Annotated in this window: 2 protein-coding genes (1 of these 2 only partly in view); both read left to right on the top strand. The window is 75.2% G+C overall.

The window, feature by feature from the left end; translation table 11 throughout:
• A protein-coding gene (locus tag SNOUR_RS39790) for a type I polyketide synthase (protein WP_067359169.1) crosses the window boundary here: on the top strand, window positions 1-15,182 show its 3' portion. 13,279 nt of this gene lie to the left of the window's left edge; 15,182 of the gene's 28,461 nt are visible here — the last part of the coding sequence; the start codon falls outside the window, past its left edge; its stop codon occupies window positions 15,180-15,182.
• On the top strand, window positions 15,179-21,595 hold the full coding sequence (locus tag SNOUR_RS39795) for an SDR family NAD(P)-dependent oxidoreductase (protein WP_446677944.1): 6,417 nt from the start codon (window positions 15,179-15,181) through the stop codon (window positions 21,593-21,595). The genes SNOUR_RS39790 and SNOUR_RS39795 overlap by 4 nt, the downstream gene beginning before the upstream one ends.
• Window positions 21,596-21,605: the final 10 nt, after the last annotated feature.

The following is a 21,605-nucleotide window of genomic DNA, read 5'->3' on the forward strand; positions in this document are numbered from 1 at the left end:
GGGGCGGCGTGGTCGACCTGCCCGACACACTGGACCGGCGGGCCGCCGAGCGGCTGGCCGCCGTCCTGACCGGCCGCACCGGCGAGGACCAACTCGCCGTCCGCGCCTCGGGCGTCCTCGCCCGCCGCGTCGTGCGCGCCACCCCCGCGGATTCCACTCCGGCCCGTCCCTGGACGGCGCGGGGCACCACCCTCGTCACCGGCGGCACCGGCACCCTCGCCCCGCACCTGGCCCGCTGGCTCGCCCGGCAGGGCGCCGAGCACGTCGTGCTCACCAGCCGCCGCGGCCCGGCGGCCCCCGGATCCGACGAACTCGTCCGCGAACTGGCCGAGTTGGGCTGCCAGGCCAGCGTCGTCGCCTGCGACCTGACCGACCGCGACGCGGTCGCCGGGATGCTGGAGGCGCTCGCCGCCGAGGGCCGCACCGTGCGCACCGTCGTGCACACCGCCGTCACCATCGAACTGGCCACCCTGGAGGAGACCACCCTCGACGACTTCGCGAAGGTCATGGACGCCAAGGTCAACGGCGCCCGGCACCTGGACGAACTCCTCGGCGACGACCTCGACGCCTTCGTCCTGTACTCGTCCACCGCCGGCCTGTGGGGCAGTGGCGCCCACGCCGCCTACGTGGCCGGCAACGCCCACCTCAACGCCCTGGCCGAGCACCGCCGCGCCCGCGGCGCCCGGGCCACCGCCGTCTCCTGGGGCATCTGGGCCGACGACCTGAAGCTGGGCCGCGTCGACCCCGGCCAGATCCGCCGCAGCGGACTGGTCTTCATGGACCCCGAGATGGCCCTGACCGGCCTGCGGCAGGCCCTCGACGACGACGAGACGCACCTGGCCGTCGCCGACGTGGACTGGGAGCGCTACTACCCCGTCTACACCTCCGCGCGCCCCACCCGGCTCTTCGACGATCTGCCGGAGGTCCGGCGGCTCGTGGAGAACACCGACCAGGCCGCCGCATCCGGCAGCGAGTTCGTCGACCGGCTGCGCGGGCTGGCCGCCGTCGAGCAGGAGCGGCTCCTGCTGGACCTGGTCCGCGGCGAGGCCGCCACCGCGCTCGGCCACGCCTCGCCCGACGTGCTCTCCGAGCAACGCGCCTTCCGCGACGTCGGCTTCGACTCGCTGACCGCCGTCGACCTGCGCAACCGGATCGCCACCGTCACCGGTCTCGCCCTGCCGAGCACCATGGTCTTCGACCACCCCAACCCGCGCGCCCTCGTCGCCTTCCTGCGCGAGTCCCTCGCCGGGTCCGCGACCGGCACCGGCGCCCCGACCGCGTACACCGCCACCGTCGACGACGAGCCCCTGGCCATCATCGGCATGAGCTGCCGCTACCCCGGCGGCGTCGGATCGCCGGAGGACCTGTGGCGGCTGGTCGTCGAGGGCGGCGACGCCACCGGCGAGTTCCCCACGGACCGCGGCTGGGACGCCGACGGACTCTACGATCCCGACCCCGACCGGGCCGGCCACACCTACTCGACCCGGGGCGGCTTCCTGCACGACGCCACCGAGTTCGACGCGTCCTTCTTCGGCATCTCGCCCCGCGAGGCCCTCGCCATGGACCCCCAGCAGCGCCTGCTGCTGGAGACGTCCTGGGAGGCCATGGAGGCCGCCGGCATCGACCCCGCCACCCTGCGCGGCAGCAACACCGGCACCTTCATCGGCGCCAGCTACCAGGACTACGGGGCCTCCGGCGCGAGCCCGGAGGGCGCCGAGGGGCACCTGATCACCGGCACCATCTCCAGCGTCCTGTCCGGCCGGCTCTCCTACACCTACGGCTTCGAGGGCCCGGCCGTCTCCCTCGACACCGCCTGCTCGTCCTCCCTCGTCGCCCTGCACCTGGCCTGCCAGTCGCTGCGCAACGGCGAGAGCTCCCTGGCGCTGGCCGGCGGCGTCAGCATCATGTCCACGCCCGCCGCGTTCGTCGGCTTCAGCCGCCAGCGCGCGATGGCGCCCGACGGCCGCTGCAAGGCGTACTCCGACCAGGCCGACGGCATGAGCCTGGCCGAAGGCGTCGGGCTGGTCCTCGTCGAACGGCTCTCCGACGCCCGCCGCAACGGGCACCGGGTCCTGGCCGTCATCCGCGGCTCCGCCGTCAACCAGGACGGTGCCTCCAACGGCCTGACCGCGCCCAACGGCCCGTCCCAGCAGCGCGTCATCGGCCAGGCCCTGGCCAACGCCAAGGTGGACCCCGACGGCATCGACGTCGTCGACGGCCACGGCACCGGCACCGCCCTCGGCGACCCCATCGAGGCGCAGGCCCTGCTCGCCACCTACGGCCAGGGCCGCGACCCCGAACACCCGCTGCTGCTGGGCTCGGTGAAGTCCAACATCGGCCACACCCAGATGGCGTCCGGCGTCGCCAGCGTCATCAAGATGGTCATGGCCATGCGCCACGGCACCGTGCCGCGCAGCCTGCACATCGACCGGCCCTCCTCGCACGTCGACTGGAGCTCCGGCGCCCTGCACCTGCTCACCGAGCAGCTGCCCTGGCCGACCACCGGGCACCCGCGCCGCGCGGGCGTCTCCTCCTTCGGCCTGAGCGGCACCAACGTCCACACCATCCTCGAACAGGCCCCCGAGGAGCGGCCCGAGGAGACCACCGACACCGCGCCGGCCCGTCCCCTCGACGCCACCGCCGTTCCGCTGGTCCTGTCCGGACACACCGAGGCGGCCGTGCGCGCCCAGGCCGGCCGACTGCTGTCGCACCTCGCCGCCCACCCGGAGCTGCCGCTCACCGACCTCGCCCTCTCCCTCGCCACCTCCCGGTCGGCGCTGGAGCACCGCGCGGCCGTCGTCACCGACGACCCCGACGCCCTCGTCCGGGCGCTGACCGCGCTGCGCGACGCGACCATCGACGGCGGGCTGCTCACCGGCCGCCCCGACCACGGCCGGCTGGCCTTCCTCTTCACCGGCCAGGGCAGCCAACGCCCGGGAACGGGCCGCGAGCTCTACGACCGGCACCCGGTCTACGCCGAGGCGCTGGACGCCGTCCTGGCCCGCTTCGACCTCGAACTCGACCGTCCGCTCCGGGAGATCCTCTTCGCCGCCCCGGACACCCCCGAGGCCGCGCTGCTGGACGACACCCGCTACACCCAGCCCGCGCTCTTCGCCCTCGAAGTGGCGCTGTTCCGCCTCGCCGAGTCCTGGGGCCTGCGCCCCGACTACGTCGCCGGCCACTCCATCGGCGAGTTCGCCGCCGCGCACGCCGCCGGAGTCCTCTCCCTGGAGGACGCCTGCACCCTCGTCGCGGCCCGCGGCCGGCTGATGGCCGAACTGCCCGCCGGCGGCGCCATGGCCTCCGTCGAAGCCACCGAGGACGAGGTGACCGCCGCGCTCGCCCCCTACGAGGGCCGGGCCGCGATCGCCGCCGTCAACACCCCGACCTCCCTGGTCGTCTCGGGCGACGAGGACGCGGTGCACGCCGTCGCGGCGCACTTCGAGGAGCAGGGCCGGCGCACCAAGCGGCTGCGCGTCAGCCACGCCTTCCACTCGCCGCACATGGACCCGATGCTGGCGGACTTCGCCCGCGCGGTCCGCGGCGTCACCTGCCACGCACCGACCGTGCCGCTGGTGTCCACCGTCACCGGCACCGTCCTCACACTCGACGAGCTCGCCGTGCCGGAGTACTGGACCGGGCAGGTCCGCGGCACCGTCCGCTTCGCCGACGCCGTGCGGCACCTCACCGACCACGGCGTGACGACCTTCTTCGAGCTCGGCCCGGACGCCGTGCTCAGCGGCGCGGTCCGCGAGGGCACCGACGAGGAGACCCGCGCCACCGCCGTGCCGGCCCTGCGCCGGGACCGGCCCGAGGCCCCGACCCTGGCCGCGGCAGTGGCCCAACTGCACCTGCACGGGGTACGGGTCGACTGGGACGCCTTCTTCGCGGGCCGCGGGGCCCGCCGGGTCGACCTGCCCACCTACCCGTTCCAGCGCGAGCGGTACTGGCCCGAGCCGCGCACCGGGGCCACCGCACCGGCGCACCCCGCCGACGCGGCGGACACCGAGTTCTGGTCGGCGGTGGAGCGCGCGGACCTCGCGTCCCTGGGGTCCGCACTGGACCTGGACGACGACACCCTCACCACCGTCGTGCCCGCCCTCTCCTCCTGGCGGCGCCGCAGCCGGGAGCGTTCCACCGTCGACGGCTGGCGCTACCGCACCACCTGGAAGCGGCTGACCGGCCCGGCGGCGCCCGCACGGCCCACCGGGACCTGGCTGGTGCTCGCACCGGCCGACGGCGAGTCGGCCTGGCTCGACCCGGTCGCCGACGTCCTCGGCACCGGCGCCGTACGCCTCGTCGTCACCGCCCCGGACCGCCGGGACCTGGCCGAGCGGCTCGCCGAACTCGGCGCGGAGCACGGCCGGTTCACCGGTGTGCTGTCGCTGCTGGCCGCGGCCGGCGACGACGACGGGGACGCCGCCGACGCCACGACCGCCGGCCTGCTGCTGACGACGACCGCCGTCCAGGCCCTGGGCGACGCCGGCATCGAGGCCCCGCTGTGGTGCGTGACCCGCACCGCCGTGGCCGTGGACCGGGCCGAGCACCCGGCCCGCCCCGCCCAGGCCGCCGTCTGGGGCCTGGGCCGGGTCGCCGCACTGGAGCACCCGCAGCGCTGGGGCGGTCTGATCGACCTGCCCGACGCGCTCGACGCCGGCACCCTGCGCCGCCTGGCCGGCGTCCTCGCCGACAGCGGCGGCGAGGACCAGCTCGCGCTGCGCACCACCGCGGCCTTCGGCCGTCGCCTGGCCCACCACCGGGCCGAACCGGCGCCCGAGGCGGGCACCTTCAGCCCCACCGGCACCGTGCTGGTCACCGGTGGCACCGGCGCCCTGGGCGGCCACGTCGCCCGCTGGCTGGCCTCGGCGGGCGCCCCGCACCTGCTGCTGGTCAGCCGTCGCGGCGCGGACGCCCCCGGCGCCGCGGAACTGGCCGCGGAGGTCGAGGAACTCGGCGCCCGGGTCACCCTCGCGGCGTGCGACACCGCCGACCGCGACGCGCTCGCCGCCGTACTGGCCGCGGTCCCCGAGGACCAGCCGCTGACCGCGGTGTTCCACACCGCCGGCACCGTCGAAGACGGCACCCTGGACACGCTCACCCCCGAGCAGTTCGCCGCCGTCCTGCGCGCCAAGGTCACCGCCACCCACCACCTCCACGAGGCCACCCGCGACCGGGAGTTGAGCGCGTTCGTGCTCTTCTCCTCCGTCGCCGGCACCCTCGGCGCACCCGGCCAGGGCAACTACGCCGCCGCCAACGCCTACCTCGACGCCTTCGCCGAACGGCGCCGCGCCCACGGCCTGCCCGCCACCTCGGTGGCCTGGGGCCCCTGGGCCGAGACCGGCATGGCGGCCGACGGCACCGACGTCCAGGAGCGGATCCGCCGCGGCGGCTTCACCCCCCTGCCGCCGCACCTCGCCCTCACCGCCCTGCGGCGGGCGATCGAGCACGGCACCACCACGCTGACCGTCGCGGACATCGACTGGTCGCGCTACGCGGAGGTGTTCACCGCACTGCGGCCCAGCCCCCTCGTCGGCGACCTGCCCGCACTGCGGCGGGCCACGCCGACCGCCGGGACACCGCAGGCCACCCTGCAGCAACCGGCCCTGCGGCAGCGGCTCGCCGGACTCTCCCCGGCCGCGCGCCCGAGCTTCGTCCTGGACCTGGTGCGCTCCCGGGTCGCGGCGGTCCTCGGACACACCGGCACCTCGGACATCGGCGCCGACCGCGCCTTCAGCGACCTCGGCTTCGACTCGCTGACCACCGTCGAACTGCGCAACACCCTCACGGCCAGCACCGGCCTGAAACTGCCCGCCACCCTCGTCTACGACCACCCGACCCCGACCGCACTCGCCGAGTTCCTGCTCGCCGAACTCCTCGGCACGCTGCCCGCTTCGGACGCCGACGCCCCCGCGCCGGCCGGCCGCGCCGCGGACGACGACCCCATCGTCGTCGTCGGCATGAACTGCCGCTTCCCCGGCGGCGTCCGGTCGCCGGAAGACCTCTGGCGGCTGCTGAGCCGCGGCGAGGACGCGATCGGCGGGTTTCCCGCGGACCGCGGCTGGGACCTCGACGCGCTCGCCCAGGGCGCCTCCGCCACCCTCGAAGGCGGGTTCCTGGACGGCGTCGGCCTCTTCGACGCCGGCTTCTTCGGCATCTCGCCCCGCGAGGCGCTGGCCATGGACCCGCAGCAGCGGCTGCTGCTGGAAACCTCGTGGGAGGCGTTCGAGCGGGCCGGCATCGACGCGACCGCGCTGCGCGGCAGCCGCACCGGCGTGTTCGTCGGCACCAACGGCCAGGACTACACCACCCTCCTGCGCCAGGCCGACGGCACCGCCGGCCTGCGCGGCCACGTCGCCACCGGCAACACCGCCAGCGTCATGTCCGGCCGCCTCTCCTACACCTTCGGACTGGAGGGCCCGGCCGTCACCGTCGACACCGCCTGCTCCTCCGCACTGGTCGCCCTGCACCTGGCCGCCAACGCGCTGCGCAACGGCGAGTGCACGCTGGCCCTGGCCGGCGGCGTCTCGGTGATGTCCAGCCCCGGCGCCTTCACCGAGTTCACGATGCAGGGCGGACTGGCCCCCGACGGACGGTGCAAGCCCTTCGCCGACGCGGCCGACGGCACCAGCTGGTCCGAGGGCGTGGGCGTCCTCGTCCTGGAACGGCTCTCCGACGCCCGCCGCAACGGCCACGACGTCTGGGGCATCGTGCGCGGCACCGCCGTCAACCAGGACGGCGCCTCCAACGGGCTGACCGCGCCCAACGGACGGGCCCAGCAGCGCGCCATCCGCCAGGCCCTCGCCGACGCCCGCCTCGCCCCCGCCGACATCGACGTCGTCGAGGCCCACGGCACCGGCACCACCCTCGGCGACCCCATCGAGGCGGGCGCCCTGATCGCCACCTACGGTCCCGACCGGCCGCAGCCGCTGCTGGTCGGTGCCGTGAAGTCGAACCTGGGCCACACCCAGGCGGCCGCCGGCGTCGCCGGCACCATCAAGATGCTCCTGGCGATGCGCCACGGCGTGCTGCCCAAGACCCTGCACGTCGACGCCCCGTCCTCGCACGTCGACTGGACCGACGGCACGGTCGCGCTCGTCACCGAGCAGCAGGACTGGCCCGAGACCGGGCACGTCCGACGGGCCGGCGTCTCCGCCTTCGGCGTCAGCGGCACCAACGCCCACGTCATCCTCGAACAGGCACCGGTCACCGACGTGCCGGTGCCGACGGAGCCCACCACGGCGCCGGGCCTGGTGCCCTGGCCGGTGTCGGGCAAGTCCGCGGCCGCCCTGGCCGCCCAGATCGAGCGGGTCTCGGCACTGACCGACGCCGCACCGCTCGACGTCGGCCACTCCCTGGCCACCGGCCGTTCGGCCTTCGCGCACCGCGCGGTCCTCGCGACCGACGGGGCGGAGGTGCGGGAACTCGCCCGAGGTGTCTCCCACGGGAGCGACGGGAAGTTGGCGGTGCTGTTCTCCGGCCAGGGCGCACAACGCGTCGGCATGGGACGGGAACTGTACGACCGGTTCCCGGTGTTCGCGGCGGCGTTGGACGAGGTGCTGGCGCACTTCGACGACGCGCTGCGGGAGGTGATGTTCGGCGCGGCGGACGGCCTGGACGAGACGGGCTTCACCCAGCCGGCGCTGTTCGCCGTCGAGGTGGCGCTGTTCCGCCTGGCGGAGTCGCTCGGCGTGCGGCCGGACTTCGTCGCCGGGCATTCGATCGGTGAGCTCGCGGCGGCGCACGTCGCCGGGGTGCTGTCCCTGGACGACGCGTCCGCGCTGGTCGCGGCCCGGGCACGGCTGATGCAGGCGCTGCCCGCGGGCGGCGCGATGGTGGCCGTCCGGGCGACCGAGAGCGAGGTCGGTCCGCGGCTGGTCGACGGCGTGTCGATCGCGGCGGTCAACGGCCCCGAGGCGGTCGTTCTCGCAGGCGACGAGGCCGACGTCCTGCGCATCGCCGCCGAGTTGGCGGACGAAGGACGCAAGACGCAGCGCCTCGCGGTGAGCCACGCCTTCCACTCGGCGCTGATGGAGCCGATGCTGGCGGACTTCCGCCGGGTGGCCGAGGGGCTGTCGTACGAGGCCCCGCAGATCCCCGTCGTCTCCAACGTGACGGGCGAGGTGGCCACCACGGAGCTGCTGTGCTCGCCCGACTACTGGGTGCGGCACGTGCGTGAGACGGTGCGCTTCGCCGACGGCGTGCGCGCACTCGAAGCCGAAGGCGCCTCGGTCTTCCTGGAGTTGGGCCCCGACGGCGTGCTGGCCGCGATGGCCCAGCACACCCTGGACGGGGACGCGACCGTCGTGCCGGCGCTGCGCAAGGACCGGCCGGAGGAGACCGCGCTGCTCACCGCGCTCGCCCAGCTGTACGTCGTGGGCGTCGGCGTCGACTGGTCCGGGATCTTCGCCGGTACCGGCGCCCGCCGGGCGGACCTGCCGACCTACCCCTTCCAGCAGGAGTGGTTCTGGCCGGAGGTCGCGACCACCGAGGACCGGCAGAACGGCCCGCAGGACTCCGCGGACGCCGAGTTCTGGGACGCGGTCGAGCGTGCGGACCTCCCGACGCTCGCCGACGACCTCGAACTGGACGACGACGCCCTGTCGACGCTGGTGCCCGCGCTGTCCGCGTGGCGCCGCAAGCGCGTCGAACGCTCGACCGTCGACGGCTGGCGCTACCGGGTCACCTTCACCCCGCTGGCAGGCACCGCGCCCGGCACCCTCACCGGGCGGTGGCTGGCGCTCGTGCCGACCGGCGGCACCGACGACGTGTGGACCGCCGCCGTCGTCGCCGCCCTCGGCGAGACGGCCGTCGTCGTCGAGGCCGACCCGAACGACCGAACGGCACTCGCCGGACCGCTGGCCGAACTCGCCGCCCAGGACCTTGAGTTCGCGGGCGTGGTCTCGCTGCTGGCGACCCCGTACGTCGACGCCCTGCCCACCGGACCCGCCTGGCCGACCGAGGCGGTGGCGGCCCTGGCGGACGCCGGGATCGACGCCCCGCTGTGGTGCGTCACCCGCGACGCGGTCACGGTGGGCCGTGCGGAGACCGAGGTCAGTGCCGCCCAGGCGACGGTGTGGGGAATCGGCCGGATCGCCGCCGTGGACCACCCGGACCGCTGGGGCGGCCTGGTCGACGTGCCGCGGGTGCTCGACCGGCGCGCGATCGAACGGCTCCGCACCGCCCTCGCCGGCATCGGCGACGAGGACCAGGTGGCGCTGCGGCCCGCCGGCCTCTTCGGGCGCCGGCTGGTGCGCGTCGCCCCCGACGCCCCGACGGCCCCGTGGCAGCCGACCGGCACGGTCCTGATCGTCGGCCCGGCGGCCGGCGCCGGCGGCCACTGCGCCCGCTGGCTCGCCGAACAGGGCGCCCGGCACCTGCTGCTGCTCGACCCCGACGCCCCGGACGGCGCCCCGGCGCGTGCCGCACTCGACGCCCTGGGCGTACCGGTGACGGTGCTCGACTGCGGCCCGTCCGGCGGCGAGGCCGTGCTGACCGCACTCGCCGCGCTGCCGGCCGAGGCGCCGCTGACCGCCGTCGTGCACACCGACGGGCCGTCCGACGCCGAAGAGCCCGACGCGGCCCTGGCCGCGCTGCGCGCCGACGTGGCGAGCCTGGCGCAGGTGGCCGAGGCGGCGGGGGGTGACCGTCCCCTGGACGCGTTCGTCCTCTTCTCCTCGATCGCCGCGACCTGGGGCGCCGGCGGCCGGGCCACCGAGGCCGCGGCCGGAACCCAACTCAACGAAATCGCACGGGAGTTGCGGCGGCAGGGGCTGCCCGCCGTGACGGTGGCGTGGAGCGGCTGGGCCGACGTCGCGTCCGACAGCCTGGCCGCCCACCTGCGGGTCAACGGGCTGCCCCCGATGGACTCCGCACGGGCCCTGACCGCGCTCGCCCGCTCGCTCGGCACCGACACCTCCGCGGTGACGATCGCCGACGTCCAGTGGGACCGGTTCGTGCCCGCCTTCACCCGCAACCGGCGCAGCGCCCTCTTCGCGCAGCTGCCGGAGGCCCGGGCCGCGCTGGCGCAGCCGGACGCCGCCGAGGCGGGCCCGGCGGGCACCGCGACCGGCCTGCGGGCCGAACTCGCCGCCCGCCCGGACGCGGAACGGACCGAGGTCCTGCTGGCCCTCGTCCGGGCCCGGGTCGCCGCGGTGCTCGGGTTCGCGGACGCCGACGCCGTACCCACCGGACAGCCGTTCCGGGACCTCGGCTTCGACTCGCTGACCGGCGTGGACCTGCGCAACCAGCTCGCCACCGCCACCGGTCTGGCACTGCCCGCGACCCTCGTCTTCGACTACCCCACGACCGAGGCGCTCGCCGACCACCTGCGGGCCGAACTCCTCGGCGAGGAAACGGCGCAGCACGGCGCGGCGCTGCGGGTGGGGTCCGCCGCCACGACCGACGACCCGATCGTCATCGTCGGCATGAGCTGCCGCTACCCGGGCGGGGTCAGCTCGCCCGAGGACCTGTGGAAGCTGGTCACGGACGAGGTCGACGCCATCGGGGGCTTCCCGACGGACCGCGGCTGGGACCTGGAACGGCTGCTGCACGGCGACCGGGACGGCCGCGGCCGGACCGTCACCGGCGAGGGCGGCTTCCTCTACGACGTGGCGGACTTCGACCCCGGGTTCTTCGGGATCTCACCGCGCGAGGCCATGGTGATGGACCCGCAGCAGCGCATCCTCCTGGAAGCCACCTGGGAGGCCCTGGAGCGCGCCGGCGTCGACCCCGCCGGACTGCGCGGCGGCGACACCGGGGTGTTCGTCGGCGGCGGCTCCGGCGACTACCGGCCCGAGGCCGGCCAGTTGGGCCACGCGCAGACCGCGCAGTCGGCCAGCCTGCTCTCCGGCCGAGTGGCCTACCACTTCGGCCTCGAAGGCCCCTCCGTCAGCGTCGACACGGCCTGTTCGTCGTCCCTGGTGGCGCTCCACCTGGCCGCCCAGGCCCTGCGGGCGGGGGAGTGCTCCCTCGCGCTGACCGGCGGCGTGACGGTGATGTCCAGCCCGGTGAACTTCGTCGAGTTCGGGGAGATGGGGGCTCTCGCGCCCGACGGCCGCTGCCGGCCCTTCGCCTCCACGGCGGGCGGCACCGGCTGGTCCGAGGGCGTGGGCGTCCTCGTCCTGGAACGGCTCTCCGACGCCCGCCGCAACGGCCACCAGGTCCTCGCGGTGCTGCGCGGCTCGGCCGTCAACCAGGACGGCGCCAGCAACGGCATCACCGCGCCCAACGGCCCCTCGCAGCGCCGGGTCATCCAGCGCGCGCTGGCCAACGCGGGTCTGGCGCCGGCCGACGTGGACGCCGTGGAGGCGCACGGCACCGGCACCACCCTGGGCGACCCCATCGAGGCACAGGCCCTCCTCGCTACCTACGGGCAGGGCCGGGACGCCGAACTGCCACTCCGACTGGGCTCGTTGAAGTCCAACATCGGCCACACCCAGGCGGCCGCCGGCGTCGCCGGTGTGATCAAGATGGTGCTGGCGATGCAGCACGGCGTGCTGCCCCGGTCCCTGCACATCGACGAGCCCTCGGCGCACGTCGACTGGACCGCCGGAGCCGTCGAACTGCTGGACCAGGCCGCCGAATGGCCGCACACCGGGCGTCCGCGCCGGGCCGGCATCTCGGCGTTCGGCGCCAGCGGCACCAACTCCCACGTGATCATCGAGCAGCCCGCTGAGGCCGCGGCGGACGCACCCGCGCGCCCCGAGGAGACCGGCGGCCCGCTGCCGGTCCCGGTGACCGGTGCCGTGCCGGACGCACTGCGCGCCCAGGCCCGACGGCTGCACGCCTACGCGACCGCCCGGCCCGACCTCACCGTCGCCGAGCTCGCGCTGTCCACGGCCACCACCCGGTCGGCCTTCACCCACCGGGCCGCCGTCCTCGCCGAGGACCGCGAGGGGCTGCTCACCGGCCTGGCCGCGCTCGCCGACGGCCTCGACACGCCCCAGGTCCTGCGCGGCCAGGTGGCGGAGCGCCGGGGCAAGCTCGCGGTGCTGTTCTCCGGCCAGGGCGCGCAGCGCGTGGGCATGGGGCGCGAACTCCACGCCCGCTACCCGGTGTTCGCCGAGGCCCTGGACGCCGTGACGGCCCGCCTGGACGGAGAGCTGGACCTGCCGCTGCGGGACGTGATGTTCGGGGACGCGGAGCGGCTGAACGAGACGCGCTTCACCCAGCCCGCCCTGTTCGCCGTCGAGGTGGCGCTGTTCCGACTGGTCGAGTCGTGGGGCATCCGCCCGGACTTCGCCGCCGGCCACTCCATCGGCGAGATCACCGCAGCCCACGTCGCCGGGGTGCTCTCCCTGGACGACGCCTGCCGACTGGTGGCCGCCCGGGCACGGCTGATGAACGCCCTGCCCGCCGGCGGCGCCATGGTCGCCGTGCAGGCCACCGAGGAGGAGGTCCGGTCGCACCTGGCCGACGGCGTGTCCGTCGCCGCGGTCAACGGACCGTGGTCGGTGGTGCTCTCCGGCGACGAGGCCGCGGTGCTGGGCATCGCGGAGAAGTTCACCGTCGACGGCCGGAAGACTACGCGTTTGCGGGTCAGCCATGCGTTTCACTCCGTGCACATGGATGCCATGCTCCAGGACTTCCGACGGGTCGCCGGAAGCCTCACGTACCACGCCCCGGCGATCCCGCTCGTGTCCAACGTCACCGGTCAGGCGGCCACCGAGCAGCAGGTGTGCGACCCCGACTACTGGGTCCGCCACGTCCGCGAGGCGGTCCGCTTCGGCGACGGGGTGCGCACCCTGGCCGAACGCGGCGTGACCGCCTTCCTGGAACTCGGCCCCGACGGCACGCTCTGCGCCATGGCCCAGGAAACCCTGGAAGCCCTGCCCGGGCAGCCGGTCACCGTCCCGGCGCTGCGCCGGGACCGCGGTGAGCAGGAGTCCGTGGTCGGCGCCGTGGCTCGGCTGTACGTCGGGGGAACCGCCCCCGACTGGGCCGCCCTGCTCGGCCCGGCCGCGCCCCGCCGCACCGACCTGCCCACCTACCCCTTCCAGCACCAGCGGTACTGGCCGGCCACCCAGCCGGCCACCGACCTGGCCGCACCGTCCGCCGCGGACGACGGCTTCTGGTCGGCGGTGCGCGAGGCCGACTTCGCCGCGCTGGAGACGACGCTGAACGTCGACGGGGACGCCCTGGCCAAGGTGCTGCCCGCGCTTGCGGACTGGCGCCGCCGGCGGGACGAGGAACACACCGTCGACGGCTGGCGGCAGCAGATCACCTGGCAGCCGCTGACCCCGCAGCCCGCCCCCACCGCGGCCGGCACCTGGCTCGCCGTCCTCCCGGCCGGCCACGCCGACGACCCCTGGGTCGCCGATGCCGTCGCCGCCCTGGGCCCGGACACCGTGCGCCTGGAGGCGCCCGGCCCCGACCGCGTGGCACTCGCCGCGCACCTGCGCCGACTGGCCGACGAGGGACACGAGTTCACCGGAGTGGTGTCCCTGCTCGCGCTCGCCGACGCACCCGGACACGGTGCGGACGCCCCCGAGGGACTGGCCCTGACCACCGCCCTGATCCAGGCGCTCGGCGACGCGGACCTCACCGCACCCCTGTGGTGCGTCACCCGCGGCGCGGTCGCCGCCACCCCCGCCGAACCGGTGCCCGGGCTCGCCCAGGCCGCGGTCTGGGGCCTGGGGCGGGTCGCCGCCCTGGAGTACCCGCAGCGCTGGGGCGGTCTGATCGACCTGCCCGACGCCCTCGACGGCCGGTCCGCGGCCCGCTTCGCGGAGTTCCTCGCGGCACCGGGCACGGAGGACCAGATCGCGATCCGGCCCTCCGCCTCCCTCGGCCGCCGGCTGGTGCCCGTACCGGCCGGACGCGACGCGCGGGAGTGGGACCCCACCGGAACCGTCCTGATCACCGGCGGAACCGGAGCCCTGGGCGCCCAGGTGGCCCACCGGCTCGCCGCGGCCGGCGCCCGGCACCTGCTGCTGCTCAGCCGCCGGGGCGCCGCCGCGCCCGGCGCGGACGGACTGTGCGCCGAACTGAACGCACTGGGCGCGGAGGTGACCCTCACCGCCTGCGACGTCGCCGACCGCGACGCGCTCGCCGAGGTTCTCGCCGCGATCCCCGACGAGGCCCCGCTGACCGGTGTGATCCACACCGCGGGCGTCCTGGACGACGGCGTCCTCGACAGCCTCACCCCGGACCGCTACGAGGCCGTGTTCCGCGCCAAGGCCGCCTCGGCCCTGGCCCTGCACGACCTCACCCGGGACCTGGACCTGGCCGTGTTCGCCCTGTTCTCCTCGTCCTCGGGCGCGGTCGGCAACGCCGGCCAGGCCAACTACGCGGCCGCCAACGCCTACCTGGACGCGCTCGCCGAACACCGCCGGGCCCAGGGCCTGGCCGCGACCTCGCTCGCCTGGGGCGTGTGGGGCGGCGGGGGCATGGCGACCGATCACCGGGCCGCCGACGTGGCCCAGCGCACCGGCATCCGTCCCCTGGACCCGGACCTCGCCGTCATGGCGCTGCGCCGGGCCGTCATGGACGGACGTCCCACCGAGGTCGTCGCCGACCTCGACCGCGACCGGTTCCTGCGCTCCTTCACCGCGGTACGGCCCAGCCCGCTGCTCGGCGAGCCGACCGTCACCGAGCACCGGACGGCGGAGGACGGCGACGACGGCGCCACCGGCGACGCGCTGCGCGCGCAACTGGCCGACCTGTCGCCCGCCAAGCGCGCCCGGGTCGTCCTCGACCTGGTCCGCCGCCGCGCCGCGGCGGTCCTCGGACACCCCACGGTCGACGCCGTGGGCGCCGACCGGGCGTTCCGCGACCTCGGATTCGACTCGCTCAGCGCCGTCGAACTGCGCAACCAACTCGGCGCCGCGACCGGACTGACCCTGGCCGCCACGCTCGTCTTCGACCACCCCAACCCCACCGAACTGGCGGAGCACGTCCTGAGCCGGCTCGTGCCCGGCACGGAACCGGGGCCGGACTCCGGCGACGACGACCCGGACGCCGCGGGCATCCGAGCCCTGCTCGCCTCCGTCTCCCTGAACCAACTGCGGGAGATCGGCGTGCTCGAACCCCTGATGAAGCTGGCCGCGGAGCGGACCGCGGCGGCGGGCGGCGAGGCCGCTCCCGCGACGACGGCGGACGCCTACGACGAGTCGATCGACGCGATGGACGTCGCCGACCTGGTGCAGGCGGCACTCGAGCGCAACTCCTCCCAAGAGCGTTGACAGAGCGGAAAGAGCGGACCATGACCACTTCCAGTGAAACCGTCGTCGCAGCCCTCCGCGCCTCGTTGAAGGAAGCCGAGCACCTGCGCCGACAGAACCACAAGCTCGTCGCCGCGGCCACGGAACCGATCGCGATCGTCGGGATGGCCTGCCGGTACCCGGGCGGCGTGCAGTCGCCCGAGGACCTGTGGGAGCTCCTGGCCGCGGGCAAGGACGCCATCGGCGCGTTCCCCACGGACCGCGGCTGGGACCTGGACGCCCTGCGGGACGCCGGGGTCGACGCGCGCGGCAACGCCGTCAGCCAGGAGGGGGGCTTCCTCGACGGCGTGGCGGACTTCGACGCCGGCTTCTTCGGCATCTCCCCGCGCGAGGCCATCACCATGGACCCGCAGCAGCGGCTGCTGCTGGAGACCTCCTGGGAGGCCGTCGAGCGCGCCGGAATCGACCCGACCACCCTGCGCGGCAGCCGCACCGGCGTCTTCGTCGGCACCAACGGCCAGGACTACGCCTACCTGCTGGTGCGCTCGCTGGCCGACGCCACCGGCGACATCGGCACCGGCATCGCCGCCAGCGCCACGTCCGGCCGGCTGTCCTACACGCTGGGCCTGGAGGGCCCGGCGGTGACCGTCGACACGGCCTGCTCCTCCTCGCTCGTCGCCCTGCACACGGCGACCCACGCCCTGCGGGCCGGCGAGTGCTCGCTGGCCCTGGTCGGCGGTGTGAACGTGATGGCGTCCCCCGGATCCCTGATGGAGTTCAGCCGGCAGGGCGGCCTGGCGGCCAACGGCCGGTGCAAGGCGTTCGCCGAAGCGGCCGACGGCACCGGCTGGTCCGAGGGCGTCGGCGTCCTCGTAGTGGAGCGACTGTCCGACGCGCGCCGCAACGGGCACCCCGTGCTCGCCGTGGTCCGGGGCTCGGCGGTCAACCAGGACGGCGCCTCGAACGGCTTCACCGCCCCCAGCGGACCGTCCCAGCAGCGGGTGATCCGGCAGGCGCTGGCCGCCGCCGGGCTCGCGCCCTCGGACGTGGACGTGGTCGAGGCGCACGGTACGGGCACGCCGCTGGGCGACCCGATCGAGGCCCAGGCACTGCTCGCCGCCTACGGCCAGGACCGCGACCCCGAGCGCCCGCTGTACCTCGGTTCGGTGAAGTCCAACCTCGGCCACACCCAGGCCGCAGCGGGGGTCGCGGGGATCATCAAGATGGTGCTCGCCCTGCGGCACGGTGTGCTGCCGCAGACGCTGCACGTGAACGCGCCGTCGCCGCACGTGGACTGGGCGTCCGGGGCGGTGGAACTGCTGACGGAGTCCCGTGCGTGGCCCGCGGCCGACCGGCCGTGGCGGGCGGGCGTGTCGTCGTTCGGCATCAGCGGCACCAACGCCCACGTCGTCATCGAACAGGCGGAGCCGGCCGAAGAGCCCGCGGCGGAACCGCAGTGGGCGCCGACGGTCGTGCCGTGGCTGCTGTCCGCCAAGTCCGCACCGGCTCTGGCGGCCCAGATCGAGCGGATCTCGACGCACGGCGGCGCGCTGTCACCGGTGGACGTCGGCCGTTCGCTCGCCGCGGATCGGTCGCTCTTCGAGCACCGCGCGGTGCTCCTGGCACAGGGCCCCGACGGCGAACTGTCCGAGGCGGCCCGGGGCCGTGCCGAGGCGGACCGCTCCCTCGCGGTGCTGTTCTCGGGGCAGGGTGCGCAGCGGGCGGGGATGGGCCGGGAGCTGTACGGCCGGTTCCCGGTGTTCGCCGAGGCGCTGGACGCGGTGTTGGAACGTTTCGACGCCGGGCTGCGGGACGTGATGTTCGGTGACGCGGACGGTTTGGACGACACGGGGTTCACGCAGCCGGCGTTGTTCGCCGTCGAGGTGGCGTTGTTCCGGTTGGTGGAGTCCTGGGGGATCCGTCCGGACTTCGTGGCGGGGCATTCGATCGGTGAGATCGCGGCGGCGCACGTGTCCGGGGTGTTGTCGCTGGACGACGCGTGCGTGCTGGTGGCGGCGCGGGCGCGGTTGATGCAGGCGCTGCCGGTGGGCGGGGCGATGGTGGCCGTGCAGGCGGCGGAGGAGGTGGTGGCGGCCCGGTTGGTCGACGGGGTGTCGATCGCGGCGGTCAACGGTCCCGAGGCAGTGGTCCTCTCCGGGACGGAGTCCCAGGTCCTGCGGATCGCGGAGGAGTTGGCGGCCGCGGGGCACAAGACCCGGCGGCTGCCGGTCAGCCACGCCTTCCACTCGGCGTTGATGGAGCCGATGCTGGCGGACTTCCAACGGGTCGCCGAGGGCCTGACGTACCACGCACCGCAGATCCCGATCGTCTCCAACGTGACGGGTGAGCTCGCCTCCGAGGAGGTGGTGCGTGCGCCCGGCTACTGGGTGCGGCACGTGCGGGAGACGGTGCGCTTCGCCGACGGCGTGCGGGCGCTCGAGGCCGAAGGCGTCTCGGTCTTCCTGGAGTTGGGGCCCGACGGTGTGCTGTCGGCGATGGCGCAGGACGGGGCGGACCCGGCCGCGGTGTTCGTCAGTGCGCTGCGCAAGGACCGGTCCGAGGAACCGGCGCTGGCGACGGCGTTGGCGCGGCTGCACGTCACGGGGGTGGCGGTGGACTGGGCCGCGTGGTTCGCGGGCACCGGCGCCCGTCGCGTGGACCTGCCGACCTACCCCTTCGAGCACGCAAAGTACTGGCCCCGGCCCGCCGCGCTCGCCGGCGATGTGACCGCGGTGGGCCTCCAGCCCGCCGAACATCCGCTGCTGGGCGCCACGCTGACCCTCGCGGACTCCGGCGAGGTGGTGTGCACCGGCCGGCTGTCGTTGCAGGCGTACCCGTGGTTGGCCGACCACCGGATGGGCGGCAGCGTCCTCTTCCCGGCCACCGGTTTCCTGGAGCTGGCCATGCGCGCCGGTGACCAGGTCGGCTGCGACCGGGTCGAGGAGTTCCTCCTGCTGACGCCCCTGGTGCTCACCGACGAGAGCGCCGCGCAGGTCCAGGTGGTGGTCGGCGCCCCGGACGAAGCGGGGGCCCGGACGATCTCGGTGCACTCGCGCGCCGACGGTCCGGTCGACCAGCCGTGGGTCCAGCACGCTCAGGGCACCCTGACCAGCGGTGAACGGATCGTGGACTTCGGCTCTACGGTCTGGCCGCCGCAGGACGCCGCGGCCGTGGACCTGGCCGGCTTCTACGACGGGACCGGCTACGGCCCGGCCTTCCAGGGCCTGCGCTCGGTGCGGCAGTGCGCGGACGGGGCCTACGTCGAGGTGGCGCTGCCGGCCGAGGCCGCCGAGCAGGCCGGTTCCTTCGGGATCCATCCGGCGCTGCTGGACGCGGTGCTCCAGTCCCACCGGTTGGCCGGCGTCGGCAGCGAGCAGGAGGATTCCCTGCCGTTCGCCTGGCGGGGCGTGTCGCTGCACGCCGGGGGAGCCGCGGCGCTGCGGGCCCGGGTGGTGAAGACCGGCGACGACTCGGTGTCCATCGCGGCCGTCGACGTCGAAGGCGCCCCCGTGCTGTCCGCCGAGGCGATGGTGATCCGCGCCTACCAGGCCCCCGGCGGCGGTCGTGCCGGACAGCGCGGCGCGGAGGACGGCCTGCTGCTGTCGCTGGACTGGACGGCGGCGCCCGAGAGGGAACCCACCGAGGTCCGGTGCGTGTCCTTGGGCGCCGACGAGTTGGGCGCCGGTGCCTCGGCCACGTCCCTGGCGGACCTGACCGGCGACGAGGACTTCGTGCTGGTCCCCGTGTCCGGTACGGCGGCCGGCGACGTGCCCGCCGCGGCGCACGCGCTGGCGGCCCGGGCCCTGGGAGTGCTTCAGGACTGGCTCGACCGGGACGAATCCACCTCGTCCCGCCTGGTGTTCGTCACCCGCGGTGCGGTCTCCGCCGAGGAGGGGGAGGCCGTAGCGGACGTGGCCGCGGCTGCGGTGTGGGGTCTGGTGCGCTCGGCGCAGTCGGAGAACCCCGGGCGGATCGTGCTGCTGGACCTCGAAGCCGGGCGGGACGGGGCGGTCGCCGAGGTGCTTGCGGACCTGCCGGGTCTGCTGGCCACCGACGACGCCCAGTTCGTGGTCCGCGACGGCGTGGTCCGGGTGGCGCGCCTGGCCCCGCTCGGCGGCAACGCGGGGCTGTTGCCGCCGGCCGACGTGCCGTGGCGGCTGGACAGCGCGGCCAAGGGCAGCCTGGACAACCTGGTCCTCGCCCCCTGCCCGGAGATCCTGGAGCCCCTCACCGAGGGCCAGGTCCGCCTCCAGGTGCAGGCCGCCGGCGTCAACTTCCGCGACGTCCTGAACGCCCTGGGCATGTACCCGGGCGAGGCGGGCCTGTTGGGCGCCGAGGCCGCCGGCGTGGTCACCGAGACCGGGCCCGGCGTGCACGGACTGCGCCCGGGCGACCGCGTCACGGGCATGGTCTTCGGCGGCTACGGCCCGGTCGCGGTGACCGACCAGCGACTGTTGGCGCCCGTCCCCGAGAACTGGACGGCGGAGCAGGCGGCTTCGATGCCGCTGGTCTTCCTGACCGCGTACTACGCCTTGAAGGATCTGGCGGATCTGCGGCCGGGGCAGTCGATCCTCGTGCACGCCGGTGCCGGTGGTGTGGGCATGGCGGCGATCCAGCTTGCCCGGCATCTGGGGGCCGAGGTGTTCGCCACGGCCAGCGAGGGCAAGTGGGACACCCTGCGCGAGCTGGGCGTCGCCGACGACCACATCGCCTCGTCCCGTACGACGGACTTCGAGGAGCGGTTCCGGGCGGTCACCGGTGGCCGCGGTGTGGACGTCGTCCTCAACGCGCTGGCGGGCGAGTTCGTCGACGCCTCCCTGCGGTTGACCGCCCCGGGCGGCCACTTCCTGGAGATGGGCAAGACCGACATCCGCGAGCCCGAGGCCACCGCCCCGGTGCACTACAAGGCGTTCGACCTCGCCGACGCGGGCCCCGACCGGGTCCGGGAGATGCTCACCGCGCTGCTGGAGCTGTTCGCCCAGGACGCCCTGCGGACACTGCCGGTGGCGACCTGGGACGTGCGGCGGGCGCCGGAGGCGTTCCGGTTCATGAGCCGGGCGCAGCACATCGGGAAGATCGTGCTGACCCTGCCGCGCGCCTGGGACCCGGACGGCACCGTGCTGATCACCGGCGGCACCGGTGCGCTCGGCGGCGAACTGGCCCGACACCTGGTGACCGAGCGGGGCGTCCGGCACCTGCTGCTGGTCAGCCGCAGCGGTCCGGACGCGCCCGGCGCGGGCGAACTGCGGGCGGAACTCGCCGCCCTCGGCGCCGAGGTGACCCTGCGCGCGTGCGACGTGGCCGACCGCGCGGCGGTGACCGCGGCGGTGGAAGCGGTGCCCGCCGCCCACCCCCTGACCGCGGTGATCCACACCGCGGGTGTCCTGGACGACGGCGTGGTGGCGTCGTTGACGCCCGAGCGGCTGTCGGCCGTGCTGCGCCCGAAGGTGGACGCGGCCTGGCACCTGCACGAGGCCACCGAGCACCTCGACCTCGCCGCGTTCGTGCTGTACTCGTCCGTTTCGGGCGTGCTCGGCACCGCGGGACAGGGCAACTACGCCGCGGGCAACGTCTTCCTCGACGCGCTGGCCCGGCACCGCACGGCGCAGGGCCTGCCCGGCCAGTCCCTCTCCTGGGGGGCCTGGGCCCCGAGCGGCGGCATGACCGCCACCCTGTCGGACATCGACGTGCAGCGGATCGCCTCCGCCGGAGCCACGCCCCTGACCGTCGAACAGGGACTGGCGCTGCTCGACGCCGCCGGCACGACCGACGGGGCCCACCTCGTCCCCCTCGGGCCGGTCGGCACCGGCGCCCGGGACCGCGGCACCGTGCCGCCGGTGCTGCGGGGCCTGGTCAAGGGCGCCCGCCGGACGGCGGCGAGTTCCGCGGGCGGAGCCGAGGCGGCCGCGACGCTCGGCCAACGACTGCGCGAGGCACGGGCGGAAGAACGTCCGCGCATCATGACCGACCTCGTGCGGACCGAGGCCGCCGCCGTGCTGGGGCACGCCTCGGCCAAGGCGATCGACACCCGGCGGGAGTTCAACGACCTGGGCTTCGACTCGCTGACCTCCGTCGAACTGCGCAACCGGCTCTCGACCGCCACCGGCCTGCGGCTCTCCGCCACCCTCGTCTTCGACTACCCCAACCCCGCCGCACTCGCCGAACACCTCGTCGCGCAGCTCGTGGACGACTCCGCCGCGGGCCCGGACCTCCTCGCCGCGCTGGAACGCCTCGACGCCACGCTCACCTCCAGCGAGCCCGACGCCCGTACCAGGGCCGCCGTCGCAGGCCGCCTGGCGCAGATCCTGGACGACTGGCGCGGGACCACGGCGGAGGAGGACGACGCGCAGGTATCCGAACGGATCGAATCCGCCAGCACCGACGAGATCTTCGCCTTCATCGACAACGAGCTCGGCCGGCAGAACGAACTCTGAGTCAGACCCA

Origin of the sequence: Streptomyces noursei ATCC 11455 (assembly GCF_001704275.1) — a bacterium.
Taxonomy (GTDB): domain Bacteria; phylum Actinomycetota; class Actinomycetes; order Streptomycetales; family Streptomycetaceae; genus Streptomyces; species Streptomyces noursei.